General features: G+C 65.2%; 20 protein-coding genes. 10 read left to right on the forward strand and 10 right to left on the reverse strand.

Annotation, left to right across the window (positions count from 1 at the left end):
• Positions 1-35: 35 nt before the first annotated feature.
• On the reverse strand, positions 36-1,013 hold the full coding sequence (locus C8C95_RS16145; protein WP_116749230.1) for a GMP reductase: 978 nt from the start codon (positions 1,011-1,013) through the stop codon (positions 36-38).
• A 204-nt stretch (positions 1,014-1,217) separates the two neighbouring features.
• On the reverse strand, positions 1,218-1,943 hold the full coding sequence (locus C8C95_RS16150) for a hypothetical protein (protein WP_116749231.1): 726 nt from the start codon (positions 1,941-1,943) through the stop codon (positions 1,218-1,220).
• 43 nt (positions 1,944-1,986) lie between these two features.
• On the opposite strand from C8C95_RS16150, the gene C8C95_RS16155 reads away from it, so the two are divergent.
• A complete protein-coding gene (locus C8C95_RS16155; protein ID WP_116750319.1) occupies positions 1,987-4,452 on the forward strand; it encodes a UvrD-helicase domain-containing protein in 2,466 nt (821 codons plus the stop codon).
• Positions 4,453-4,629: 177 nt separating this feature from the next.
• Here the strand turns inward: C8C95_RS16155 and C8C95_RS16160 are convergent, their stop codons facing one another.
• The 5 genes from C8C95_RS16160 to C8C95_RS16180 form a co-directional block, all read right to left on the reverse strand.
• Positions 4,630-6,582: an alkaline phosphatase PhoX gene (locus C8C95_RS16160; RefSeq protein WP_116749232.1), complete on the reverse strand. Its 1,953-nt coding sequence runs from the start codon at positions 6,580-6,582 to the stop codon at positions 4,630-4,632.
• Between the two features lie 240 nt (positions 6,583-6,822).
• Positions 6,823-7,614 carry a FecR domain-containing protein gene (locus C8C95_RS16165; protein WP_116749233.1) on the reverse strand — a complete coding sequence of 264 codons (792 nt, stop codon included), beginning with the start codon at positions 7,612-7,614 and terminating at the stop codon, positions 6,823-6,825.
• Complete coding sequence (locus tag C8C95_RS16170; RefSeq protein ID WP_015013124.1) at positions 7,562-8,416, reverse strand: BPSS1780 family membrane protein; 855 nt, start codon at positions 8,414-8,416, stop codon at positions 7,562-7,564. The genes C8C95_RS16165 and C8C95_RS16170 overlap by 53 nt, the downstream gene beginning before the upstream one ends.
• A 167-nt stretch (positions 8,417-8,583) precedes the next feature.
• A complete protein-coding gene (locus tag C8C95_RS16175; protein ID WP_116749234.1) occupies positions 8,584-9,537 on the reverse strand; it encodes a homoserine kinase in 954 nt (317 codons plus the stop codon).
• Positions 9,538-9,644: 107 nt separating this feature from the next.
• Positions 9,645-10,007, reverse strand: a complete 363-nt coding sequence (locus C8C95_RS16180; protein WP_116749235.1) for a hypothetical protein — start codon at positions 10,005-10,007, stop codon at positions 9,645-9,647.
• Positions 10,008-10,071: 64 nt separating this feature from the next.
• Between C8C95_RS16180 and polA the strand changes: the two genes are divergently transcribed.
• The 5 genes from polA (at position 10,072) to C8C95_RS16200 (ending at position 16,496) form a co-directional block, all read left to right on the forward strand.
• Positions 10,072-12,870, forward strand: a complete 2,799-nt coding sequence (gene polA / locus C8C95_RS16185; protein WP_116749236.1) for a DNA polymerase I — start codon at positions 10,072-10,074, stop codon at positions 12,868-12,870.
• A 119-nt stretch (positions 12,871-12,989) separates the two neighbouring features.
• Positions 12,990-13,655 (forward strand): hypothetical protein, encoded by a 666-nt coding sequence (locus C8C95_RS23555; RefSeq protein ID WP_133246243.1) that lies wholly within the window; start codon positions 12,990-12,992, stop codon positions 13,653-13,655.
• 252 nt (positions 13,656-13,907) lie between these two features.
• The gene (gene yghU, locus C8C95_RS16190) at positions 13,908-14,813 is read left to right on the forward strand and encodes a glutathione-dependent disulfide-bond oxidoreductase (RefSeq protein ID WP_116749237.1); all 906 of its coding nucleotides are present in this window, start codon (positions 13,908-13,910) and stop codon (positions 14,811-14,813) included.
• A gap of 23 nt (positions 14,814-14,836) precedes the next feature.
• Positions 14,837-15,469, forward strand: a complete 633-nt coding sequence (locus C8C95_RS16195; RefSeq protein ID WP_116749238.1) for a glutathione S-transferase — start codon at positions 14,837-14,839, stop codon at positions 15,467-15,469.
• Positions 15,470-15,566: 97 nt separating this feature from the next.
• Positions 15,567-16,496: a LysR substrate-binding domain-containing protein gene (locus tag C8C95_RS16200; RefSeq protein ID WP_116749239.1), complete on the forward strand. Its 930-nt coding sequence runs from the start codon at positions 15,567-15,569 to the stop codon at positions 16,494-16,496.
• 63 nt (positions 16,497-16,559) lie between these two features.
• Here the strand turns inward: C8C95_RS16200 and C8C95_RS16205 are convergent, their stop codons facing one another.
• A complete protein-coding gene (locus C8C95_RS16205; protein ID WP_207780610.1) occupies positions 16,560-17,774 on the reverse strand; it encodes a D-amino acid dehydrogenase in 1,215 nt (404 codons plus the stop codon).
• A 358-nt stretch (positions 17,775-18,132) separates the two neighbouring features.
• On the opposite strand from C8C95_RS16205, the gene C8C95_RS16210 reads away from it, so the two are divergent.
• From C8C95_RS16210 to C8C95_RS16220, 3 genes are all read left to right on the forward strand, one after another.
• Positions 18,133-19,023 (forward strand): amino acid ABC transporter substrate-binding protein, encoded by an 891-nt coding sequence (locus tag C8C95_RS16210; protein ID WP_110959433.1) that lies wholly within the window; start codon positions 18,133-18,135, stop codon positions 19,021-19,023.
• A gap of 11 nt (positions 19,024-19,034) precedes the next feature.
• Positions 19,035-19,847 (forward strand): amino acid racemase, encoded by an 813-nt coding sequence (locus tag C8C95_RS16215; RefSeq protein WP_116750320.1) that lies wholly within the window; start codon positions 19,035-19,037, stop codon positions 19,845-19,847.
• 115 nt (positions 19,848-19,962) lie between these two features.
• A complete protein-coding gene (locus tag C8C95_RS16220; protein ID WP_116749241.1) occupies positions 19,963-20,955 on the forward strand; it encodes an amino acid ABC transporter substrate-binding protein in 993 nt (330 codons plus the stop codon).
• Positions 20,956-20,976: 21 nt separating this feature from the next.
• Here C8C95_RS16220 and C8C95_RS16225 read toward each other — a convergent pair whose 3' ends face one another.
• Both C8C95_RS16225 and C8C95_RS16230 read right to left on the reverse strand, forming a co-directional pair.
• Positions 20,977-21,867 carry an NAD-dependent epimerase/dehydratase family protein gene (locus C8C95_RS16225; RefSeq protein WP_116749242.1) on the reverse strand — a complete coding sequence of 297 codons (891 nt, stop codon included), beginning with the start codon at positions 21,865-21,867 and terminating at the stop codon, positions 20,977-20,979.
• Positions 21,868-21,960: 93 nt separating this feature from the next.
• Positions 21,961-24,351 carry a GGDEF domain-containing protein gene (locus C8C95_RS16230; protein WP_116750321.1) on the reverse strand — a complete coding sequence of 797 codons (2,391 nt, stop codon included), beginning with the start codon at positions 24,349-24,351 and terminating at the stop codon, positions 21,961-21,963.
• A gap of 260 nt (positions 24,352-24,611) precedes the next feature.
• Here C8C95_RS16230 and C8C95_RS16235 point away from each other — a divergent pair, with 260 nt between their 5' ends.
• Positions 24,612-25,508 (forward strand): dienelactone hydrolase family protein, encoded by an 897-nt coding sequence (locus C8C95_RS16235; RefSeq protein WP_116749243.1) that lies wholly within the window; start codon positions 24,612-24,614, stop codon positions 25,506-25,508.
• The last annotated feature ends 124 nt before the right edge of the window (positions 25,509-25,632 follow it).

Genomic DNA, 25,632 nt, shown 5'->3' on the forward strand with positions numbered 1-25,632 from the left:
TTCTCCTAACCGGGCGGCGGCTCGCGCCCGGGGGGTTACATCAGCAGGTGCTCGCCTGCGTTGTCGCCGCCCAGGATCACATAGTTCACCTTGCGCACGTCCATCAGCTTGGTGCCGCCCGCGTAGCTGATGGAGCTTTGCACGTCCTGCTCCATCTCGATGAGCGTTTCGGCCAGTTTGCCTTTGATGGGCTCCAGGATGCGCTTGCCTTCGACATGCTTGTATTCGCCCTTGTTGAAGTCGCTGGCCGAGCCGTAGTACTCCTTGAACAGCGCGCCGTCCACTTCCACTGTCTTGCCGGGGGATTCCTCGTGGCCCGCAAACAGCGAGCCGATCATCACCATGCTGGCGCCAAAGCGGATGCTCTTGGCAATGTCACCGTGGCTGCGGATGCCCCCGTCGGCAATGATGGGCTTGGTGGCCACGCGGGCACACCACTTGAGCGCGCTGAGCTGCCAGCCACCCGTGCCAAACCCCGTCTTGAGCTTGGTGATGCACACCTTGCCCGGACCCACGCCCACCTTGGTGGCGTCGGCGCCCCAGTTTTCCAGGTCGATGATGGCTTCGGGCGTGGCCACGTTGCCAGCAATCACAAACGACTGCGGCAGGTGCTTTTTCAGGTAGCCGATCATGTTCTTCACGCTGTCGGCATGGCCATGGGCAATGTCGATGGTGATGTACTCGGGCGTGATGCCCTGTACCACCAGCTGGTCCACGGTGGCGTAGTCGGGTTGCTTCACGCCCAGCGAGATCGATGCATAGCAGCCCTTGGCATGCATGTCTTTGGCGAACTGGATGTTGTCCAGGTCAAAGCGGTGCATGACATAGAAGTAACCGTTCTGCGCCATCCAGGTGCAGATGGTTTCGTCCACCACGGTCTTCATGTTGGCGGGCACCACCGGCAGGCGAAAGCGGCGACCGCCCAGCTCCACACTGGCGTCGCATTCCGAGCGGCTTTCCACGCGGCACTTGCGGGGCAGCAGCAGGATGTTGTCGTAGTCGAAGATTTCCATGAGATTCCAAGCTCCATAAAGGGACGCCGCCAAACGATTTCGACGGCGGTGGGCGCTTGGCTGTCAGACCGGCTTTGCGGGAGTGGACGTGACAGTCACTCCGAACCCTGCTGAGCGCAGGCACAAAAAACCGGGCGTCAAGAAACTTGGGCCCGGTGATTGATTCTACCCGCCTGCCAAAGGGCCGTCATAACGGCACCGGAATTACCTGCATACGGATTGGGCAGCCGCCACGATGCTGCCTGAGGCATCCTGCACCCAGCCAATCAGATGCAGCCTGTCGGCCTGTGCGCCATCGGGGATGCGCATGGAGCGGGTTTCCATCCATGCCCACGGCTTGCCCTTGCTGCGTGCGGGCCGCTGGGCCTGGGGCCAGGCGCCCTCGAACTGATTGCGTACGATGTAACGGGGCACAACGGTGCCGTCAGTACCTGCGGGTATGGCCTCTACCAGCAACAGGTAAAAGGCGAGGGGCGTGGCAGCCGCAGTGCGCTGTGGCGCCGCAGGGGAGGGGGTGAAGGCGATGCCGGTGCCCACATAGTCATTGAACGCCACCCCATGGGCCACACGCAACCGGCCACGCGCGGCTAAATCGACCGGGGTGACGTACACATCGGTGGAGATGGGGGGCTTGCGCCCCAGGGCTTGCAGGCGGGTCAGCGCGTCGGTCGAGGCCGCAGCCGACAGGGGGGCATCGTCGCCCGCCTTGCCCGGCACGATCCAGTCCAGCACCACGGCACCTGCCTTGGCTGACGGTGCCGGGGTGGCCGCATCGCCCCAGCAGGAATCGCAGTCGGCGCTGATGAAGCGCTCGAACACGGCCACAGGCCTGGGGGTGCCGTCGCTGCTGCAACTGGCCTGGGCCATCGCCTGGGGGGCGTGCGCCAGGGCCAGCCACAGGCTGGCCAGGGTGAGGGCAATGTTTTTCATGGTGCGAGGCGGCGTGGGGCAGGGTGCTTTCTACAATGGCTGGATGTTCCCACAAGACCCGTTTTCGGGTGTGCCAGATGCCCTGGTGCCCCCACACTCCGGTGCGCCCTCGGCCGCATCCCCCCTTCTGGCCCACCTGAACGATGAACAACTGGCTGCCGTGACCTTGCCCGCAGGCCATGCGCTCATCCTGGCGGGGGCGGGGTCGGGCAAGACCCGGGTGCTGACCACCCGCATTGCCTGGCTGCTGCAAAACGGCTACGCCACGCCCGGCGGCATCCTGGCCGTCACCTTCACCAACAAGGCGGCCAAGGAGATGGTGGCCCGCCTGTCGGCCATGCTGCCGGTCAACGTGCGTGGCATGTGGATTGGCACCTTCCATGGCCTGTGCAACCGGCTGCTGCGCGCGCACCACAAGGCGGCGGGGCTGCCGCAGTCGTTCCAGATACTGGATACGCAAGACCAGCTCTCGGCCATCAAGCGCCTGTGCAAGCAGCACAACGTGGACGAGGAGCGCTTTCCTCCCAAGCAGCTGTCGTACTTCATCGCCAGCTGCAAGGAAGAGGGCATGCGTCCCGGCGACGTGCCCACGCACGACAGCGACGCCCGCAAGAAGGTCGAGGTCTACCAGCTGTACGAAGAGCAATGCCAGCGCGAAGGCGTGGTGGACTTCGGCGAGCTGATGCTGCGGTCTTACGAGCTGCTGCGCGACAACGACCCGATCCGCGAGCACTACCAGCGCCGGTTCCAGCACATCCTGGTCGATGAGTTCCAGGACACCAACAAGCTGCAGTACGCCTGGCTCAAGCAACTGGCGGGCAACGAGGTGGGCGGGCGCTACGAGGCGCGCGGCAGCGTGATCGCTGTGGGTGACGATGACCAGAGCATCTACGCCTTCCGTGGCGCGCGCGTGGGCAACATGACCGACTTTGTGCGCGAATTCGATGTGCAGCGCCAGATCAAGCTGGAGCAGAACTACCGCAGCTACAGCAACATCCTCGACTCGGCCAACCACCTCATCAGCCACAACAGCCGCCGCCTGGGCAAGAACCTGCGCACCACCCAAGGTGCTGGCGAGCCCGTGCGCGTGTACGAGGCCAGCTCTGACCTGGCCGAGGCGCAGTGGATGGTGGACGAGATCAAGCAGTTGGTGCGCAACGACGGCTTTGAGCGCAAGGAGATTGCCGTGCTCTACCGCAGCAATGCGCAAAGCCGGGTGATCGAATCGGCATTGTTCAATGCCAGCGTCCCCTACCGTGTGTACGGCGGCCTGCGGTTTTTTGAGCGTGCCGAAATCAAGCATGCGCTGGCCTACCTGCGCCTGTTGGAGAACCCGCACGACGACACCAGCTTCACGCGCGTCGTCAACTTTCCTCCGCGCGGCATTGGCGCGCGCAGCATCGAGGTGCTGCAGGACGCGGCCCGCGCCGCAGGCTGCTCGTTGCACGACGCGGTGAGCGCTGTGCCCGGCAAGGCGGGGGCCAACCTGGGCGCGTTTGTGGCCATGGTGGATGTGCTGCGCGAGCAGACCCAGGGCCTGAACCTGCGCGGAATCATCGAGCAGATGCTCGAATCCACGGGGCTGGTGGAGCACTTTCGCACCGAGAAGGAAGGCGCCGACCGCATCGAGAACTTGGAGGAACTGGTCAACGCCGCCGAGAGCTTTGTCACGCAAGAGGGCTTTGGCCGTGACGCGGTGGCGCTGCCGCTGGACGAGCACGGCACGCCGCTCACCCAAAGCGCCGTGAGCCAAGGGCTGGACCCCAACGCTCCGGTGCTGGACGAACCTCTGAAACCCGCCGTGCCCGGCATCGTGGACGCCGACACCGGCGAAACCCTCTCGCCCCTGGCCGCCTTCCTGACCCACGCCGCGCTCGAAGCCGGTGACAACCAGGCCCAGGCTGGGCAGGACGCTGTGCAGCTCATGACGGTGCACGCCAGCAAGGGGCTGGAGTTTGACTGCGTGTTCATCGGCGGCATGGAGGAGGGCCTGTTCCCCCACGAGAACTCCGCCAGCGACCGCGACGGCCTAGAGGAAGAGCGTCGCCTGATGTACGTGGCCATCACCCGCGCCCGCAAGCGCCTGTACCTGAGCCACTCGCAAACGCGCATGCTGCACGGGCAGACGCGCTACAACATCAAGAGCCGGTTTTTTGACGAGCTGCCCGAAGCGGCCCTCAAGTGGATCACGCCCAAGCAGCAAGGGTTTGGCTCGTATACGCCCAGTTTTGCTACTAATTCAGGAGCTGGTGGCGCATATGGATCTAGCGCTAGAGGCCAATTTGGCTTCAAATCCGAGACGTTTGCCAGCCCCCCAGTGCCTGCGCAGAAGGCGGCGCCATCGCACGGCCTGCGCGCGGGCATTGCCGTGTTCCACACCAAGTTTGGCGAGGGCAAGGTGCTGGCCATTGAAGGCACCGGCGACGACGCACGTGCACAGGTCAACTTTCCGCGCCACGGCACCAAGTGGCTGGCGCTGTCGGTGGCCAAGCTGACGGTGGTCGAATAGCGCGGTTTGAGTCAAATCGCCTGCTAGCGCTAGTACCTTATTCCCTGGTAGCTATTGTTTGTATAGCAAACCGGGACCGCCAATGACAACGGGGCCCTGAGGCCCCGTTGGTTTTTGAAGCGGGCCGCACCGGGTGCAGCCCTGTTGGCCCTTCGCTCAGCTGGTTTCAGGCTGAGTTCAGGCCGGGTTCAGGCTGGGCTGTTTGGCCGCGGCCGTGAGGTAGCCCACGGCCGCGCCGTTCTTGTTCTTGTAGTTGGCCTTGATCATCGGGTCCAGCGTGTCCTTGACCACGCTGTGGATGGCGCCCCAGTCACCGGCGTGTTGGAAGTTGCTCATGATGTACGTCCAGCCGTTGATCTCGTCCACGGCGTGCAGGCCGGTGGACTCGCCGCCCGAGGGGATCGACATCACGCGCGACAGCTGCTTGGTGTCCACGTTGTAGGCCCACAGGAAGTTGTTGACGTGCTGGCTGCTGTCTTCGCCGATGAACAGGGTGCGCATCTTTTCGGAGAACTTGAGGTTGTCCGGGTTGGCGATGTTGTTGGGGTTGGCGGTGTTGCCCAGGGCGTCGGCGGTGATGTCTTCACCGGCCAGCAGCACCTTGGTGTCCACCGGCATCCATTCGCTGTTGATGGTGCCGCCAGCGGTGTCCTTCTGGCCACCCTTGAGGTTCAGCGCCATCACGGCGCCGGCCACCAGTTGCTTGGGCACCGAGATGCCGTTGCCCGGCACGTTGGCGGCGTTGCCTGCCACCATGGACGACTGGATGTTCTGCAGCGCAGAGTAGGCAATCTTGTCCTTGGCGTTGACCGTGGTGCCTTCCATCTTGGTGAAGCCCAGGCTGGCACCCAGGTAGGCGGCGTAGCGGTGGGTTTCCAGGAAGGCAGCGGCCTTTTCCATGCCAGGGTTCAGCTTGATCCACTCGGTCTTGCCGTTGGCCACGATCTTGGTGTAGCTGGCATCGGCCGGGTCGGTGGTCTTCACGGTCATGATGTCCGTGGGCTTGAGCGTGTTGGCCAGGTTCTCGATCTCGGCGCTGGTGGCCGAACCCATCTTGATCCAGGTGAGGGGCGCTGCTGTGCCGACCTTGGGGTCGATGGAGAAGCCGCTGCCCACCTTGGCAACGTACAGCGTGCCGGACGACAGGTCTTTTTCCTTGTCGGCCACGAACACGAAGTAGCCGCTGTTGGTGGCGTCGTCGCCCATCAGCGCCGTGCGGTTGTCAGGCATCACCTGCACCAGTTCATGCGAGATGCGGCCCATGCAGAAGTGCTTCTTGATGCTGGCAGTGCCGTCAGGGTTCACCGTCACCTCGGGCATGTGGCCGTAGTGGTAGGGGTTGGCCTTGGTTTCGTCGCCAAGCAGGTTCTTGCTGTAGGCCTTGAACATGGCGTTGCTGGCGATGCTGAACGCATCGGGTTCGTACTCTTCGCTCGACAGGTGGGTGCCCCAGGGCGACAGGCTGGCGCCGCAGGTGATCCACAGGCCGTGCACCTTGGAGGTGTCCACGTTGTGGTACTTGACCAGGCTCAGCTTGCCGGTGGTCTGGTCCTGGTCCAGCGTCAGCACGGCGATGGGCGAGGGCAGCTTGCCGTACATGTCGGTCTTGCCGTCTTGCGCCCAGGTGGTGTATTCAAACTGCACCACGGCAAACACGGCCTTGCCCTTGAGGCCGGTCACGGTGGGGTTGGCCACGGTCAGCAGCGAGGTGCCGTCGGGCGAGTCCGAGAAGTACTGGCGCTCCTTGCCAGCCACCGTGGCGTCGATGATGGGCTTGTTGTTGATGTCGTAGTAGCCACCCGACAGGATGGTGCCGCCCTTGCCGTCGGACACCATGTCGCCCGTCACGAAGAAGGGCTGGTAAGCCAGCTGGTACGAGCGCACCGAGTCGTCGCTGAGCTTGATGTTGAGCGTGGAGCCCACGGTGGTGGTGGCCATGGCAGCGGCGTTGGCCAGGGTGGGGGCTGCCATCGACGTGAAGCTGGCCGACACATAGCCGGGCGCGGCGGAGTCGCCGCCACCGCAGGCGGTCAGCAGTGCAGCCGAGGCGCTGGCGCTGAGCGGCAGCATGGGAACGCCGGCCAGCAGTTGCAGGGCCTTGCGGCGGGTGGGCATCGTCGGTTGGGTCATTTTCGGAGTGTTTCCAAGTGGGTATGCGAACGGGCATGCCACGCCCTGATCCGACCGGGAGCCTTGTTGGAAAAGGCGTAGTAGGCGGGTGGCATGGAATCCAGCCCGCGATCCTAGGAACGCCCCGTGACAGTGGTTTGACGTTTGTGTGACGGTTTGACGCGGTGCCTTGCGCAGCGCGTGACGCCCCCCAAAGGCGCGCCGCGCAGGCATGGCTGCGCGTGCGCTGCGGGACAGGCCCTAGTCCCGGGAGCCGGGCGGGCCGTAGGAGTTGCCGGTTCCGTAACTGTTAGACGGTGCGGCCGCGCCGCCGCTGCCGTCCTTGACGCCCTTGCGGCCCGACACCTGCCACGCGGTGCGCTGGTTGACCAGCCCCGCCAAGAACTCCATTTCTTCGTCCGTGTGGTTGATGGCACCGGCCGGTGTCAGCAGCCGGCCATTGCGGGGTGCGGGCTCGGCCCAGAACGACTGGTGGTAGCTGGATTGGCTCACCAGGCGTTCGCCGCCCGCCGTCAGCTCCACCGTGCCATAACAGTTGCAGAGGTAGCCGCGCTGGTCCTGGTCGGCAAACACCTCGGCGTACACGCCGGTACCTCGAATGCCTGCGGTAGCCGTGGGCAGCGCAATCTGCCGGTCGGGGCCGCGCCCCCACACCGTGGCCACCGCACCGCTGAGCAGGCGCAACAGCTTGACGGCGGTGGGGGTGTCGCTCTCCATCGCCATGCGCGAGTTCTGCCGCACCATGAAGGCGCTGTCGCCCACCGAGAACACCAGGCTGGCGCCCGGCCCGGTCTCAATGCGGTCGTTGGCGGTGATGGTGTGCTGCGCCGTCAGGGGCTCGCCATTGCGCAGCACATCGCCGCGCACTTCCACGATATTGCTGCGCGCCTGCGCATGGGCAGCAGCCCAGCCACCGCCCGCTACCCACAGCGCGGCGGCCTGCACCACGCTGCGGCGCTGGAACCAGACCAGCTCGTCGTCAGAGCGGCCCTGCAGGTGGTGCGTCAGGGGGGCTGGGGGGCGGGGTGTCATGGGGCGCCTCTTCTTGCTGGGGGGTGTAGGGGGGCTCGAAGCAGTCGCGGAAGGTGAAGACCACCGAGGTGAAGAACATCGCCGCCAACATCATGGCAGCGCCCACCATGATGCCACCGGCCATCGATCCCGCAAGCCCCGCCACGGCCAGCAGGGCCGACACGATGCTGACCACCAGCCCGCCCAGCAGAAACACCCCCAGCCAGCCCAGCCCGTAGACCAGGAACGCACCAAAGTTGCGCACGCAGGCCACGATGGAGAAGAACAGCGCCTTGACCGGCGGCACGCCATGCCAGTGCACGAGGCCCGGTGCATGCCAGAACAGCAGCGACAGGGGCAGGTACAGCAGCATCGACAGCCACATGGCGCGCTGGAAGTCCGGGTTCTCGGCAATCTCTCGGGTCATGGGCGCGCCACCCAGGTACACCTGCGCAAACTGGCCGCCGTCCAGCAGGGCCGACAGGCCCATGATGCCGAGAAAAGCCACCGCATACAGCACACCCAATGTGAGCATGTCGCGCAGCCGCTCGCGCCCAGTGCGAAACGCCACCAGCAGCACCGTGGGCATCGGAAACCGCCCTTGCGATGCCTGCGCTGCCGCCACCATCATGGCCAGCGTGGCAGACGGCAGCAGTGCCAGTGCAATGGCCGGACCCACCAGCGGGATCATGGTGGCCAGCGACATGGCCGCCATGGTCATGAAGAACAGCGCAGCCAGCGCCATGGGCTGCCGCCAGAACGCCCGAACGCCGAGCTTGACCCAGGCCATGCCGGTGCGCGCGGGGACGATGTGGAGTTTCATGAATACGTTGGAAAGGAAGAGGGGCCCGCACCGCCGACTGCGCCCGAGCGCCCATGGGGGGCGCCGAGCGGCATCTGATGTCGAGTGGGTGAATAAGGTCGAATTTACCCCACTGCCCCAAACCGGTGGCGGGGCCAGGGGTTAGAGGCTGCTCGCCTGTGGTGGGATCAGCCCGCGTGCACGGGCAGTGCCAGGCGCCCGCGCAGTACGCGCTCGAAGTGCGTGGGGTCGTGGGGCTTGAGCATGGAGGCCTCGCGCGGCAGGTAGAAGTCCCACAGGCGCGAGATCCAGAACCTCAGCGCCCCGGCGCGCAGCATGGCGGGCAGCAACTCGCGCTCGGCGGCGGTCAGCGGGCGAACAGCCTTGTACGCGTCGAGCATGCGCGTGGCGCGCTCGGCGTCGTGCGTGCCGGTGGGCAGGTCGATGCACCAGTCGTTCAGGCACACGGCCAAGTCAAACAGCCAGGTGTCCACACCTGCAAAGTAGAAGTCGAAGAAGCCCGTCAGCTCTTCACCCTCGAACATCACGTTGTCGCGGAACAGGTCGGCATGCACGGGCCCGCGCGGCAGGGCGGCATAGGCGGAGCTGGCGGCCACATGGTTCTGGTAGGCCAGCTCGGACCGCAGCAATGCGGCCTGTGCACCGTCAATGTGGGGCAGCACCACCGGCACCGTCTCGTTCCACCAGGGCAGCCCGCGCAGGTTGGGCTGGTGGCGGTCAAAGTCGCGGCCCGCAAGGTGCATTCGGGCCAGCATGGTGCCCACGGCCGCGCAGTGCACGCCCTGAGGGGCCAGCTGGCTCTTGCCGCGCAGCTTGTTGACCACGGCGGCGGGTTTGCCACACACGGTGTGCAGGATGTCGCCGTTCTTGTCGGCACGCGGGTCGGGCACGGGCACGCCGCCGTGCGCCAGGTGCTTCATCAGGTACAGGTAGAAAGGCAACTGCTCGGCCGTGAGGCGCTCGAACAGTGTCAACACGAACTCGCCCTGGTCGCTGGTCAGAAAGTAGTTGGTGTTCTCGATGCCGCCCTCAATGCCGCGCAGCTCCACCAGCTCGCCCAGTTGCAAACGGCGCAGCAACTCGCGCGCCTCGGGATTGGAGACTTCGGTAAAAACGGCCATCGCTCAGGGGGTCGAAGAAATGAGAAAGATGAAGGGGCGGGACAACGGGCGGCAAGCGGGGGCTCAACCGGTGGCTGCGCAGTGCGCGCGCGCCACCCTGCCACCCATCAGAACTTGAACACGTTCCAGACGCGAGGCGCCGTGGTGGTCTCGGCGCCATTGTTGCCGCCAGAGCGGCTGCGTGCGCCGTCAGGCGACTGCACTTCGTAGGCGGGCAGGTTGCCGGTTTTGGGCTGCACCGAGATGTTCTGGGTTTGCCCGCCCACCCGCAGTTCATCCACTCGGCTGCCTGCGTCTTCGATCTGGATGCGCTCCGTGCGCTGGTTGCTGCGGCCAGACAGGGGCTCGGGGTCGGGCAGCGCCTCGCGCTGGGCGCCCGCAGCGGCGGGTGCAGGGGATGGAGACGGGGTTTGGGCCAAGGCATTGCCGCAGGCCATGCCCAGCAGCAGGAGAAGGTGAACAGCGCGCATCGGGCGATTGTAGAGCGCCGCCCGGCAGGCGTTGCCATAGGGCGTGGACGTGCACAATTGCCGGATGAGCAACAAAAAGACCCTGGTGCTGGTGGACGGCTCCAGCTACCTGTACCGCGCCTTCCACGCCATGCCCGACCTGCGGGCCGTGCCGGGCGACCCCACCAGCCCTGCCACAGGTGCCATCCGCGGCATGATCAACATGATGCAGGCCCTGCGCAAAGAGGTGGCTGCCGACTACGCCGTCTGCGTGTTCGACGCCAGCGGCCCCACCTTCCGCGACGCGCTGTACACCGAGTACAAGGCCACGCGCTCGCCCATGCCCGACGACCTGCGCAGCCAGATCGAGCCCATCCATGAGGTGGTGGACCTGCTGGGCTGGAAGGTGGTGGCCGTGCCAGGCGTGGAGGCAGACGACGTGATCGCCACCTTGGCCCACGTGGCGGCCGCACAGGGCATTGAGGTCATCGTGTCCAGCGGCGACAAGGATTTGAGCCAGCTGGTCAACGAGCACATCACCATCATCGACACCATGAGCGGCAAGCGCCGCGATGTGGCGGGCGTGACAGCAGAGTTTGGCGTGCCACCCACGCTGATGGTGGACTACCAGGCGCTGGTGGGCGACACCGTGGACAACGTGCCCGGCGTTGCCAAGGTGGGCCCCAAGACGGCCGCCAAGTGGCTGGAAGAGTATGGCTCGCTCGACAACCTGATTGCCAACGCCGACGCCATCAAGGGCGTGGCAGGCAACAACCTGCGCGAGGCGATCGCCAGCGGCCAGCTGGCCTTGAGCCGCCAGCTGGTCACCATGAAGACCGATTGCGCGCTGGCCGACTACATCCCCGGGTTGCCCGCGTTTGATGACATCACGCTGGACACGCCGGACAACGCCGGCTTGCTGCCGTTTTACGAAAAGTATGGTTTCAAGGGCCTGGCCAGTGCGATCAAGGGTGCTGCAGCCCCGGCCACAGCAGCCCCCACCGTCGCCATGCCCGGCCAGAGCGGCGATCTGTTTGCCGACCACTCCGCCAGCACCGTGGCCGAAGAAGCCCAGCACCGCACCGTGGTGTACGACACCATCCTGAACTGGGCCGACTTTGACCAGTGGCTGGAGCGTCTGCACAAGGCATCGCTTACCGCTATTGACACCGAAACCGATTCGCTCGACGAAATGCGCGCGCAAATCGTCGGCATCTCTTTCAGCGTGCAGCCCGGCGAAGCCGCCTACATCCCCCTGCGCCACGAAGGCCCCGATGCCCCCGCGCAGTTGCCGCTGGATGAAGTCCTCGCCCGCCTCAAGCCCTGGCTGGAAGACCCCAAGCACCACAAGCTGGGCCAGCACATCAAATACGACCGCCATGTGTTCGCCAACCATGGCATCGAAGTGCAGGGCTACGCGCACGACACCATGCTGCAAAGCTACGTGCTGGAAGTGCACAAGCCCCACAACCTGACCAGCCTGGCCGAACGCCACACCGGCCGCAAAGGCATCACCTACGAAGACCTGTGCGGCAAAGGCGCGCACCAGATCCCGTTTGCGCAAGTGCCGGTGGATAAGGCCGCCGCCTACTCCTGCGAAGACTCCGACCAGACCCTGGACGTGCACAACGCCCTGTGGCCTCTGCTGCAGGCGGACGACAAACTGCGCTTTATCTACGAGCTGGAGATTGCCAGCAGCGAAGCCCTGTACCGCATTGAACGCAACGGCGTGCTGATCGACGCGCCCACGCTGGCCGCCCAAAGCCACGAGCTGGGTCAGCGCATCCTGCAGCTTGAAACCGAGGCGTACGAGATTGCCGGCCAGCCCTTCAACCTGAGCAGCCCCAAGCAGCTGGGCGAAATCTTCTTCGACAAGCTGGGCATGCCGGTTGTGAAGAAGACCGCCACCGGCGCGCGCAGCACCGACGAAGAAGTGCTGGAAAAGCTGGCCGAGGACTACCCCCTGCCCGCCAAGCTGCTGGAGCACCGCAGCCTCGTCAAGCTCAAAGGCACCTACACCGACAAGCTCGCGCAACTGGCCCTGCCACGCACCGGCCGCGTGCACACGCACTACGCGCAGGCCGTGGCGGTGACTGGCCGCTTGTCCAGCAACGACCCCAACCTGCAGAACATCCCCATCCGCACCCCGGAAGGCCGCCGCGTGCGCGAGGCTTTCGTGGCCCCCGCAGGCCGCGTGATTGCGAGTGCCGACTACTCCCAGATCGAGCTGCGCATCATGGCCCACCTGAGTGGCGACCACTCGCTGCTGCACGCCTTCCACGCCGGGCTGGACGTGCACCGCGCCACCGCTGCCGAAGTGTTTGGGGTAGAGGTGGATCAGGTCACCAGCGAGCAACGCCGCTACGCCAAGGTCATCAACTTTGGCCTTATCTACGGCATGAGCAGCTTTGGCCTGGCCAAGAACCTGGGCATCGAGACCAAGGCCGCTGCCGCCTACATTGACAAGTACTTCCAGCGCTATCCCGGCGTGAAGCAGTACATGGATGACACCAAGGCCGCCGCCAAGTCCATGGGCTATGTCGAGACCGTATTTGGCCGCCGCCTGTACTTGCCCGAAATCAACTCCCCCAACGGCCCCCGCCGCGCCGGGGCCGAGCGCGCCGCTATCAATGCGCCCATGCAGGGCACGGCGGCAGACTTGATCAAGCTGGCCATGGTGGCTGTGCAGAAGGAGCTGGACGCGCACAAGCCAGATATCAAGATGATCATGCAGGTGCACGACGAACTGGTGTTCGAACTGCCTGAGAGCGAGGTGGACTGGCTCAAGACCCACATCCCGCGCCTGATGGCAGAGGTGGCGGCGCTGAAGGTGCCGTTATTGGCTGAGGTGGGGGTGGGGCCGAACTGGGATAAGGCGCACTGAGCTTGCGCGCAAGTGTGGAAGGCTGGAGCCTTAGTCGTATTGCCAATCGGGCTCCACTACACATAACCTCAGAATCGCGCGGCACTCCCCCCCAACTCTTAACATTCATTAGAAAAGTCATGTCACTGATGCACCTGCCGGAAGCAGCTATCGGTTCTATTGCTGCGGCAGTAATAGGCGCCTTCTTTGCATTCATTGGGTTAGTAATTGCAAAGGAGAGCAAGGTTTCTGAGTTTCGGCAGGCTTGGATTGATGAACTGCGCACCGAAATCGCTCTGGTTATCGCAGCACTTAACAATCTTCGAGGGATTTCTGTTGTCCAGATTCCGTCTCAGCTAGAAGCGTTCAAGCTCACGGAATCTTTCTTTATGGAAGCCAACAAAGCATCATCCGCAATCAAATTGCGTTTGAACCCAAATGAAGAACGTTGCAAAGAAGTGCTTCGGCTGCTGAATAACCTTGAATCGCTGCATATGAAGGGCTTTCCTATCGACATACAGGCCTGTCGGAAGTGTGAGGACGATTTGCTTGCTGCATCGCAATTACTTCTTAAGGCTGAGTGGCGGCGGGTGCGAACTGGAGAGCGTGTATTCAATGTCGCAAAGTGGAGTGGCCTCGCGGTGTCCATTGCGCTTGTCGTTCTTTTACTGTTCAGCGTCGCTAACTCATCGGGCAAAAAAGCCGCGGTGAATGATCCGGTAGACGCAAAAGCTCCATTGCTTGGAGCTTCGGTACCTTTGTCAAGCACTGCTCGTTCGGTTGCGCCGGAAGCTGCCAAGCAATAGGAGTCATTCTGTGAGGACTCGTTGTTGAGTGGTCGCGATTCGTTCGAAACTCAGTATGTTGGGGACTTGATGACGCCATGGAATACGTGAACGCGAACAAAGAAATGGCCATGGGCACTGATCGCAAAATTTAGGTTGGTGCAGAGAGAGTTCGAGTAATTTCAGCATGAGTAACATGACTCCCTTCGCGGTGGCCTTTTGGAAATTGGATGGGACCGCGCGCTCTTTTAACGGACCTACCGGGAACTCTAAATGTCTGATCTCACCCCCTACACGCCCCCAGCCATCTGGCAATGGAACAAAGAAAACGGCGGCCAGTTCGCCAGCATCAACCGGCCCATTGCCGGGGCTACGCACGACAAAGAGCTGCCCGTGGGTAAGCACCCGCTGCAGCTGTATTCGCTGGGCACGCCCAATGGCGTGAAGGTGACCGTGATGCTGGAAGAGCTGCTGGCGCTGGGCCACAACGGGGCGGAGTACGACGCATGGCTGATCCGCATCAACGAGGGTGAGCAGTTTGGCAGCGGCTTCGTGTCTGTGAACCCTAATTCCAAGATCCCCGCGCTGCTGGACCGTACCGACCCGGCCAACCCGGTGCGGGTGTTCGAGTCCGGCGCCATCCTGATGTATCTGGCCGAGAAGTTCGGCAGCGCCTTTTTGCCCAAGGACGGCGCGGCGCGGGCGGAGTGCCTGTCGTGGCTGTTCTGGCAGATGGGCAGTGCGCCGTTTGTGGGCGGCGGGTTTGGGCATTTTTATGCCTATGCGCCAGTGAAGATCGAGTATGCGATTGATCGGTATGCGATGGAGGCCAAGCGCCAGCTGGATGTGCTGAACCAGCGCCTGGCCGTGACCGAATACGTGGCGGGCGATGAGTACACGGTGGCCGACATTGCGATCTGGCCCTGGTACGGCTTGTTGGTGAAAGGGCAGGCCTACAACGCGGGCGAGTTTTTGCAGGTGCACGAATACACGCATGTGGTGCGCTGGGCCGAGCAGGTGGCCAAACGCCCGGCGGTGCAGCGGGGGCGCAAGGTGAACCGGGTGCAGGGCGATCTGGCCAGCCAGTTGCGCGAGCGGCATGACGCCAGCGACTTTGACACCAAGACGCAGGACAAAATCGAGGCGGCGGCAGCGGCAGCTTCTTCCCCCGCACGCTGAGTGTTTTTTTGCAAGGCGTCACCATGATTACTTTGTATGACTGCGCCACGGCGCCCAGCCCGCGCCGTGCGCGCATCCTGCTGGCAGAAAAGGGCGTGGCCCACGACACCGTGCAGGTGGACCTGCGCAATGGCGAACAATTGGGCGAGGCCTATCGCCAGATCAACCCGCAGTGCACGGTGCCCGCGCTGCGCACGGAAGACGGTTTGCTGCTGACCGACAACGCGGCCATTACGGCCTATGTGGAGGCGCGCTACCCGCAGCCCGCACTGCTGGGCGAGACGCCCGCAGAAAAGGCCGAGATTGCGAGCTGGAACTGGCGCATGGAGTTCGAGGGCCTGCAGGCCATTGCCGAGGCGCTGCGCAACAGCGCGCCCGCCATGGCCAACCGGGCATTGCCCGGCGCGGTGGACTACCCGCAAATCCCGGCCCTGGCTGAGCGTGGACTGATGCGTGTGGGGCAGTTCTTTCAGCTGCTCAACGAGCGCCTCGCGGACCGCGAATTCATTGCCACCGACCGCTTCAGCGTGGCCGACATCACGGCGGTGGTGGCGGTGGACTTTGCGCGGGTGGTCAAGCACAAGCCGGGCGAGCAGCACCCGCACTTGCTGCGCTGGCGTGTGGCCATGGCGCTGCGGCCGTCGATGTCGCTTTAGCTGCAAGCGCGTGCGAGGCGCGCGGTTTGAGTGCGCGATTTCGCAATGGGTACATGCAAGGATTGCGCTTGCGGCCCATTCCTTGCATCGTCAGCATATGCGCCTTCGCCACATAGAAGTCTTCAACGCCGTCATGCTCACCGGCAGCGTGAGCGCGGCGGCCCGCCTCATCAACGTCACGCAGCCTGCGGTCAGTCGCATCCTGGCGCATGCTGAATTGCAGCTGGGCTTTCCGTTGTTCCACCGGCTCAAGGGCAAGCTGGTACCCACCACCGAGGCACAGACGCTGTACCCGCACATCGAGCGCCTGTTCACCCAGCTCGATGATGTGCAGCGCCTGGCCAACAGCCTCAAGAGCGACCGGCGTGAGGGTGAGTTGCACATCCTCAGCGTGCTGGCGCTGAGCTACGAGGTGCTGCCGCGTGCGTTGCGTTTTTTCAGGAAAAAGCACCCGGATGTGCAGGTGACCATCGACGCGCTGCACTCGCCCCAGATCGTCTCGGCCCTGGTGCTGCAGGAGGCGGATGTGGGCTTTGTGTTCAGCGCCATCGCCCACCCCGCGCTCACGCAGGAGCATCTGGCCGATGGGCGCATGGTGTGTGTGGCGCCCAAGGGCATGCTGGGTGCTGCGCTGGTGGCGGCCGGTGTGGTGCATCTGGCCGACCTGGCAGACACGCCGGTGGTGCGGCTGGATGTGCGCGACCCCATCGGCACGGTGGTCAACCACGCGTGCCGCGAGGCGGGCGTGGGCCTGCAGACGGCGTTCACGGTGCAGACCTACCATGCGGCGCTGGCGCTGGCCCACCATGGTCACGCGGTGGCACTGGTGGACGCCTGCACGGCGGCATCGGCCGATCGCAGCAAGGTGGATGTACTGGCGCTGGCGCCGCACATTGCCGTGCCCATCAAGTCGCTGCGCACCGTCAACCGTCCCAGCTCACTGCTGGCCAGTGCCATGACGCAATGCATGCGCCAGGCGGTGGCAGAGACGCTGGAAGCGGTGGGCCTGCAGCCCGAGGCGGAATGAACGCGCCACCTGCCGAGGCGGGCGGTGCCTTGTGCGGCTGCGGAGCGTGGGAGTGCGGGAGAGTCAGGCGGGTGCCAGCAGCTCGGCCACCTGCGCCGCCGTGCCAAACGCCAGCGTGAACCCCAAAGAGCCATGGCCTGTGTTGAGCAGCAGGTTATTCGGTGCCCCCACCCAACGGCCCACCATCGGCAGCCCGGTGGGCGTGGCGGGGCGCATGCCGGTCCAGGCATGCAGCTCTCCGCCTTGATGGCATGTCGGAAAAACGGTGCGGGTGGCATCGCACAGGCTCTGGATGCGCGCGGCAGGTATGCGTGCATCGTGCCCCACCAGCTCGGCCATGCCCGCCACCCGCAGGCGATGGCCGATGCGCGCAAACACTACCTTGCGTGCAGCGTCGGTCACATTGACGCGAGGCGCTGCCGATGGTGCAGCGCTGGTATCGAGTGTGATGCTGTAGCCCTTGAGGGGGTACACGGGCAGGCGTAACCCCATTGTCTGCGCCACCTGGTGGCTGCGGCTGCCCAGGGCCAGCACAAACTGCTGCGCCTCGATGGCGCCTGCACTGGTCTGCACCGCAGCAATGCGCGAGCCCTGGCGCACAAAGCCCTGAACTGTGGCACCCAGTGCAAAGCGCACGCCCCGAGCGGCCAGTACGGCCTGCAAGCCTTGGCAGACCATAAGGCAGTCGGCCGCGCATTCGCTGGGGGTATAGATGGCTCCGGCAATGCGCGGCTGGTAGTGCTGCAGTGCGGGCTCGATCTCCACGCAGCGCTGGGCGGACACGGCCTGTTGTTCGCAGCCCCACTGGCGCTGCAGGTCCATCTGGCGTTGCGCAGCGGCCAGGCCGGTGGGGGTGTCGTACAGCACCAGCTTGCCGGTGCGGGAGAAGTCGCAGTCCAGAGCTTCTGCCCGCAGCATGGCCTCGAAGTGGTGGCGGCTCAGGGCGGCCAGCGCCAGTAGCTGCGCGGTGCTGCGTTCAGAGGTTCGCCGGTTGCAGGCGCGCAGAAACTCCAGCCCCCAGCGCCACTGGTGGGTGTCCCACTGCAGGCGCAGCTTGAGCGGTGAGCTGGGCGACAGCAGCAGCCGGGGCAGCTGCCGCCAGATGCTGGCGTCTGCCAGGGGCTGCACATAGCTGTAGCTCAGCTGCGCGCCATTGCCACCGCTGGCGCCCGTGCCGGGCTGCGCCTGGTCGATGACGGTGACCTGCAGGCCGCGCTGTTGAAGTTCATACGCCGTGGCCAGGCCGACGATGCCTGCGCCCAATACACATACCTGCATCGGAGAGAGTGAAACGGTTGGAGGAGATGCCAACGAATGTAGGGGGCGATGCACCTGCTGAACAATGCCAAAGCAGTGCCTTGCCATGCCGGGAAGTTATGCGCATGTCGGCGCCTGACGCGTCCAGCCAAGCATGTGGAGGTGGAGTGGGGGCTGCCGACGCCATGGTTCAAAAAGAGGGCGTGGCGGTCCACGATGGTGCATGGATGTGCACCGAAACAGAGCCATAACTTTTCATCATGGTGGACCCGTGCAAATGAATTGTTCAAGACCGCCGCAAATTTTTACAGTGCCCCTGCGTCCTGTTTTCTCGTCTGTCCGACTGTCTGTTCACCTGATTTTTTGCAAAGGGATTCCCATGAAGCTCTCCGCTGTCACCGCTGCTGTCCTCGTGGTCGCCGGTGTGCTGGCCAGTACCGTGGCCAGTGCCGACACCCTCAAGAAGATTGCCGACACCGGCAAGATCACACTGGCCTACCGCGAGTCGTCCGTGCCCTTCAGCTACCTGGCGGGCCCGGGCAACCCGGTGGGCATGTCGGTGGACATCTCCAACGCTGTCGTCGATGCGGTGAAGAAGCGCCTGAACAACCCCGCCATCAAGGTGGAGCTGCAGGCCGTGACTTCGCAAAACCGCATTCCGCTGCTGACCAACGGCACCGTGGACCTGGAGTGCGGATCGACCACCAACAACACAGCCCGCGGCAAGGATGTGCAATTTGCCATCAACTATTTCTACACCGGCACCCGGCTGCTGACCAAGAAGGCTTCGGGCGTCAAGAACTACGCCGACCTCGCCAAGAAAAAAGTGGCCAGCACCTCGGGCACCACCAACGCGCAGGTGATCCGCAAGTACAACCGCGACAACAACCTGGACATGGACATCGTGCTGGGCAAGGACCACGAGGACTCGCTGCTGCTGGTGGACACCGGCCGTGCAGAGGCCTTTGCCATGGACGACATCCTGCTGTTTGGATTGATGGGCAACACGCGCAACCCGGCCGACTGGGTGGTGGTGGGCGACTCGCTGCAGGTGGAGCCCTATGCGTGCATGCTGCGCAAGGACGACCCGCAGTTCCAGGCGCTGGTCAACGGCGTGATCGGCGGGATGATGAAGTCGGGCGAGTTCGACAAGCTCTACACCAAGTGGTTCATGTCGCCCGTGCCCCCGCGCGGCCAGAACCTCAACCTGCCCATGAGCAAGGAACTGCGCGACAACCTGGTGGCCCAGAGCGACAAGCCTGCGCTGTGATGAGCGTGAGCATGTTGCTGTCCACCCCACACCTCCAGACCCCGCAGGTGGTGGGCATTCTGGGCGGCATGGGGCCTGCTGCAGGTGCTGACTTTGTGCGCCTGTTCGTGCAGGCCTGCACCGACCGCATGGCGGCGCTGGGCATCCCCGTGCACGACCAGGCTTACCCTGAGCATTGGCTGGCACAGGTGCCCATCCCCGATCGCACTGCCGCCCTGCACGACACGCGGCCCGGTGCCCACCAGCCTGCGGACCCGATGCTGCAGGCCACGGGCCGTTTGGCGGCGCTGGGCGCGCGCGTGGTGGCCATTGCCTGCAACACGGCCCATGCCTGGCATGGCCTGCTGCAGCAGCGCTTTCCGCAGTTGGTGGTGCTGCATGGGGTGCAGGAAGTGGCGGCCGACCTGGCGCTGCGCAAGGTGCACGGCGTGGGCCTGCTCGCCACGCAAGGCGCGTACGAGGCGGGCTTGTACCAGCGCGAACTGGAGCACCGCGACATCGACTGCTTTGTGCCCGAACCGCGCGAACGTGACCAGCTGATGCAGGGCATCTATGACGGCGTGAAGGCCGGCAACTACGCACTGGCCCGCCAGCGGTTTGAGGCGGTGTCGCTGGTGTTGCAACAGCGCTATGGGATCTCCACGCTCATCATGGGTTGCACCGAGATTCCGCTGGCGCTGTCGGAGCATTCCCGGTTGGAGGGGCTGACGCTGGTCAACCCGTCTCTGGTGCTGGCGGCCGCCTTGGCGCGGCATGCGTACGGGTCCATGGGTGCGGGAGTGTCACTCACCGCTGCGTCCTCCACCCCACGGGCGTTGGGGTAGCGGCTTCGCGCCATAGCGCTGCAGGCCGGTAGCGCCGCCGCGCCTGCTGGGCCTGATGCAAAGGGCAACGGCCACTTCGACGGTGGCAGTCATCCAGATTGAGGAGAGGTAAGCCATGGGCTTTGGAGCAACCCTACCGAGGCGGGGACTGGTGTGTGCGCTGATCGCCTGTGCCATGGGGCCCATGGCGGGCGCCATGGCGCAGAGCAGTGTTGCGGCAGCCAGCCCATCGTTGCTGCCCAAGGCAGGCGCGTCTGCCACCGTCGCTGCGCTCTCGGCGCAGCCGCCGGGCCGTACGCTGCAGCGGATCCAGGCCTCGGGGGTGGTGGTCATCGGCCACCGCGAGTCCTCTTTGCCCATGTCTTACGTGGCCAATGGGGTGCCCATGGGCTACAGCGTGGATGTGTGCCTGCAGATTGCGCAGGCCATCGGGCGCCATCTGCAGCGGCGGGATTTGCGGGTGGACTACCGGCAGGTCACGTCGGGCAACCGCTTTGAGGCCATCGAGCGCGGCGAGGTGGACCTGGAATGCGGCTCCACCACCAACACGGCCGCGCGCAGGCAGCGGGTGGCTTTCACCATTGCGCACTTCATTGCGTCGTCGCGCATCGTGGTGCAGAGCCAGCGCCCCTACGAGCGCATCGAAGACCTGGACGGTAAGACCGTGGCCTCGACGGTGGGCACCACCAACATCGAGTCGCTGGCGCGCGAGGCCGCCAACAAATCGGTGCGCCTGCGCATCGAGCCCGCCCGGGACCATGCCGAGGGCTTCGGCTGGGTGGTGGGTGGCAAGGTGGACGGCTTCGCGATGGACGATGTGCTGCTCTATGGCCTGCGTGCCAGCCATGCGCGTCCACAAGACCTGAAGGTGATCGGCAAGCCCATGACCATCGAGCCCTATGCGGTGGCGTTTGACCGCAGCGACCCGGCACTCAAGGCCGTGGTCGACGCCGAGCTGCGGCGGCTCATCCAGACGCGGGAGCTGCACCGCCTGTACGACAAGTGGTTCACCCAGCCCATTCCGCCCCACGGCATCAACCTGGGCATGCGCATGTCGCACCTGCTGGTGGATTCGCTGCGGTATCCGTCGGACTATGTGCCCCAGTGACGAGGGCCCAGGCTGTGCGCGTCACCGCCAGGCAGTCGCCACCAGCTGGCTGTAGTGCACTGCCTTGCGGCCCAGCAGCTGTTCGAACACTGCGGGGTCGCCCACGTTGTCGCTGCCCAGCATGGTCAGGGTTTCGGTGCACCAGGGCACGCTGGGCACGGCGTCGCCCAGGCGGGCACTCAACTGGGTGAGCGGGTCGGGCAGACGCATCACATGCGCCTTGCCATGGCCCAGTTGCTGGCGCAGGCTCGCAATGAAGTCGCCCATGGTCAGGGCCTCGGGGCCTGCGCATTCGACGATGCCCTGAGTGGCGATGGCAGGGCCCAGCAGGGCAACGATGGCGGCGGCCAGGTCGTGCACCGACACGGGCTGCACCCGCGCCGTGAGCATGGGGCCGGGGAACAGTGCCACCGGCAGGCGCGCCAGGTTCATGAACAGCGCGCTGCTGTCACCGCCTTTGCCAAACACCACACTGGGGCGCAGGATGGCGGGGTGCAATGCACCTTGTTGGGCCAGCGCCAGCAGGTGCGTGTCTGCCGCGCGTTTGGTGGTGGCGTAGCGGGTGGCGCTGCCTTCAATGCCCAAGGCCGAGATATGCACCACGCGCCGCACGCCCGCCTGGGCGCAAGCGTTAAACAGCGCGACGGGCGTGTGCTGGTGCACGGCATCAATCGGGCGCGCACGGCTGTCGCGCAGCACCCCCACGGCATTGACCACGGCATCGATGCCCGCCAGGCGCGGCAGCCAGGCCTGGGCCGAGGTGTCCCGCGCAAAGTCCATGGGTACCTGCAAGGCGCCGGGTGACCGGTGGCGGGGCGATATGCCGCCGTGCACCTGGTGTCCTGCCCGGGTGAGTGCGGCAGCCACGGTGCGGCCCACAAAACCCGTGGAGCCGGTGAGCAAAATGTTCATCAGCGTTGTCCTGCGAAGAAGGTGAAGCGTGCAAGAAACCGAGGGCCCGGCGCGGACCTGCTCAGGCCGTTGCTACCCCCGCAGGCAACACGGTCACTGCGGAGGCGTGAAGACCTCGAAGCGGTTGCGCCCCCCGTACTTGGCGCGGTACAGGGCTGCGTCGGCCGCGTGCACGAGTGTGTCAGAACTGGTGCCGGGGCGTGGCACCAGGCTGGCAATGCCCATGCTCGCCGTGATGTAGGGCGCCGTGGGGGAGCGGGGGTGGGCCAGGGCCGCCTCGCGCAGGCTGGCCATGCAGCGCTCTGCCACCGTCACGGCCTCGGGCAGGGGCACGTCGGGCAGCAGCAGCACAAACTCCTCGCCGCCGTAGCGTGCGGCCACTTCGTCGGCCCGGCGGATGGTGCCCTGCAGCAGCTGCGCCACGCGGCGCAGGCATTCGTCACCTGCCAGATGGCCGTAGTGGTCGTTGTAGAGCTTGAAGTGGTCGATGTCGATCAGGATCACGGCCAGCGGCAGCTGGTGCCGTCCGCAGCGCATCCATTCGGTGGCCAGCCGGTCGTCAAAGCGCCGGCGGTTGCCAATGCCCGTCACACCGTCGGTGGTGGACAGAAGGGCCAGCTTGGCGTTGGCGGCGGCCAGTTCCTGCTCCTTGCGCACCAGTTGGGTCACGTCGGTGCGCACACCGGCGATGCCGCCCTGGGGGGTGCGCCGCTCGTCGGCCTGCAGCCAGCGGCCCTCGGGCAGGCGCTGCAGCACGGCATGGTTGGCTGCGCGGTGGTCGGCCATGCGCTGGGCGAGCCAGGCCTCTTCGTTGCCAATGGCGTCGGGGTACTGGCCGCGCTCGGCGCCGTAGCGGGCGATCTGTTCAAACGTGCTGCCGGGCACGATCATGGGGGCCGAGATGGGGTACAGGCGCCGGTACTGTGCGTTGCACACCACCAGCTTGTCTTCTGCATCGAACAGGGCAAAGCCTTCTGGCAGTGACTCCACCGCGTCCTGCAGCAGCTGGCGCGCCTGCTGCGCGGCCTGCTGCGCGGCCTCCAGGGCCTGGCGTTGTTCGATGAGATTGGTGATGTCCAGCCGTACGGCCACGACGTAGTTCTCGGGGGTGCGGGTTTCGTAGATGTTGATCCAGCGGCCATCGCTCAGACGCTGCACCAGGGTGGATGTGCTGCTGCCGTGCTCTGACAGGCGCTCTGCGATCCATGCCTCCTCGCGCCCCTTGGCCGAAGGGATCAGGCCGCGCGAGACCGAATAACGCAGGATGTCCACAAAACCCTTGCCCAGGTGGTCCGCATAGTTGATGTACGGATACATGCGGGACAGCTGCTGGTTGTAGAGCACCAGCCGGTCCTGCTCGTCGAAGATCTCGATGCCCACGGGCAGGGCCTCCACCGCGCGCTCCAGCAGCTGGCGCATGCGCTGGCTTTCCTGTCGGGCGGTCTCGACCTTCTGGCGCTGTTCGATCAGGTCGCTGATGTCCAGGCGCACGCACACCGTCATGCCGGACGGGGTGCGGCATTCGTGCATGTGCATCCACGTGCCGTTGGGGTAGTGGCGCACTTCGGGGCCGGGCCGATGGCCCCGGATGGCCAGCTCATGCGCCAGCCAGAGCTCTTCCTGGTCCTTGGCCTCCTCGGGGATGCCGTAGCGCAGGCCCTCGCGCAGCAGTTCCTCATACGTCTTGCCCAGGGACTCAGCCACGGGCAGGTGCGGACGCAGGCGCGCCATCTGGTCATTGCACAGCACCAGCCGGTCTTGCTCGTCATAGATGTCCAGCCCGGCGGGCATGGCATTGACGGCCTCGCGCAGGCTGCGTTCGGCACGTTCGGCGTCGTGCAGGGCCTGCTTGAGGGCGCGTTCCTTGTGCACTGCGTCCGTGATGTCGGCGCGCAGCACCACCATGCCGCCCCCCTCTTGCAGTCGCTCGGTGATGAGCATCCAGCGGTCGCCCTCGACCTCCTGCACCTCGGGCTGACTGGGCGAGCGATGGCGGGCCATGCGGTCGGCCAGCCAGGCATTGGTGTCCTGCCGCGCAGCCACGATGTGGCCGGATTCGGCAGCGCGGCGCAGCACGTCTTCAAAGCGGGTGCCGTAATCGACGGCCATGGTGGTGCCGGGGCCGACTTCCCGGTACCGGGGATTGCACAGCACCAAGCGGTCGTCAGCGTCGTAGATGGCCAGCCCGTCGGGCAGGATGTCCAGCGTGGCGCACAGCTGGTTGGTGGCCCGCTGCGCCGCATCCTGGGCGGCCCTGGCGGTGGCATGCATCGCCAGCAACCTGAGGCTCAGCCACCAGCACAGCACCGCACTGGCCACCAGCGCCAGCCCGGCACCCGCGCTGGCCAGTCGCATGGCCGGGTCCATGCTTTGGCGGGCCAGCGCCCAGGTCAGCAACCCCAAGCCCCCCGCGCCGCAAATCCCGACCACCAGTCGGACCAGCAGCTGTCCGCGCAGGGGGAGTGGTGTGGGATGAGGGGGCATGCGCTCGGGCCGGTGCGGGTGGTCTGCGGGAGGTGGGCGGGTGGATGAAAAAAAGAAAAAAGCAAATGTGGGCGGGCGTGCAGGCGTTTGCGCGGTAGCGGGTTGGTGGCGCATGCCCACGGCGACGGTGCTCGCGGAAAGTCTAGCAGTGCTCCCCGTTTTTCGGTATCCGAAAATGCGGAGGCGGTGCAAACCCCATAGACTCCGGGGCTGGCAGTTTCCACCCCGTGGCCCATCCCCCCTTTTTTTGGAGAAAACCGATGTTCAATGACGACCTCCATGCCGACGCCCAGGCGCTGTTGCCGGGCCGCACCACCGAAGCGGGCGCCACGCGCCGCACTGCGCTGCAGGCGGCGCTGGGCCTGGGCTATGCGGCGGCGGCCGCGCCCATCATGGCGCAGACGGCCATTGCCACGCCGGCAGACGGTCTGACGGTGGGGGAAGTGAGCTTCACGGTCAATGGCTTCAAGGTGCCGGCCTATCGCGCAGCACCGGCTGGCAAGACCGGCCTGCCCGTGGTGCTGGTGATCCAGGAAATTTTTGGCGTGCACGAATACATCGCCGACACCTGCCGCCGCTTTGCCAAGGCGGGTTACCTGGCCATTGCTCCACAGCTGTACGCGCGCCAGGGCGATGCCGCCACCTATACCGACATTGCCAAGCTGATGGCTGAAGTGGTGTCCAAGGTGCCCGACGCCCAGGTGATGGCCGACCTGGACGGCGCAGTGGCATGGGCCGCAGCCAACGGGGGCGATGGCGCCCGGGTGGGGATCACCGGCTTTTGCTGGGGTGGCCGCATCACCTGGCTGTATGCCGCACACGGCCCCGTCAAGGCCGGCGTGGCATGGTACGGGCGGCTGGTGGGGCAGGCGAGCGAGCTCACCCCCAAGCACCCTGTGGACCTGGCGCCCATCCTCAAGGCGCCGGTGCTGGGCCTGTATGGCGAAAAAGACACCGGCATCCCCCTTGACACGGTTGATAAGATGAAAGCGGCCTTGTCCAGTGGCTCGCCACAGGCCAAGGCGTCGGAATTTGTGGTGTACCCCGATGCACCGCATGCCTTCCATGCCGACTACCGCGCCAGCTACCGCAAGGAAGCGGCCGAAGACGGCTGGAAGCGTGCGCTGGCCTGGTTCAAGACGCACGGTGTGGTTTGATGCACAAACCCCCGGCCCACCAGGCCACCCGCAGCCGCCCCACACCCGGGGCGGCTTTTTTCATCTTGCATCGGGCGTGCAGATTCTGAATAAAAAATGAGCCAAGGCTTAAAGATAAAGCGCA

It is taken from the genome of Acidovorax sp. 99, assembly GCF_003096455.1.
Lineage (GTDB): Bacteria > Pseudomonadota > Gammaproteobacteria > Burkholderiales > Burkholderiaceae_C > Acidovorax > Acidovorax delafieldii.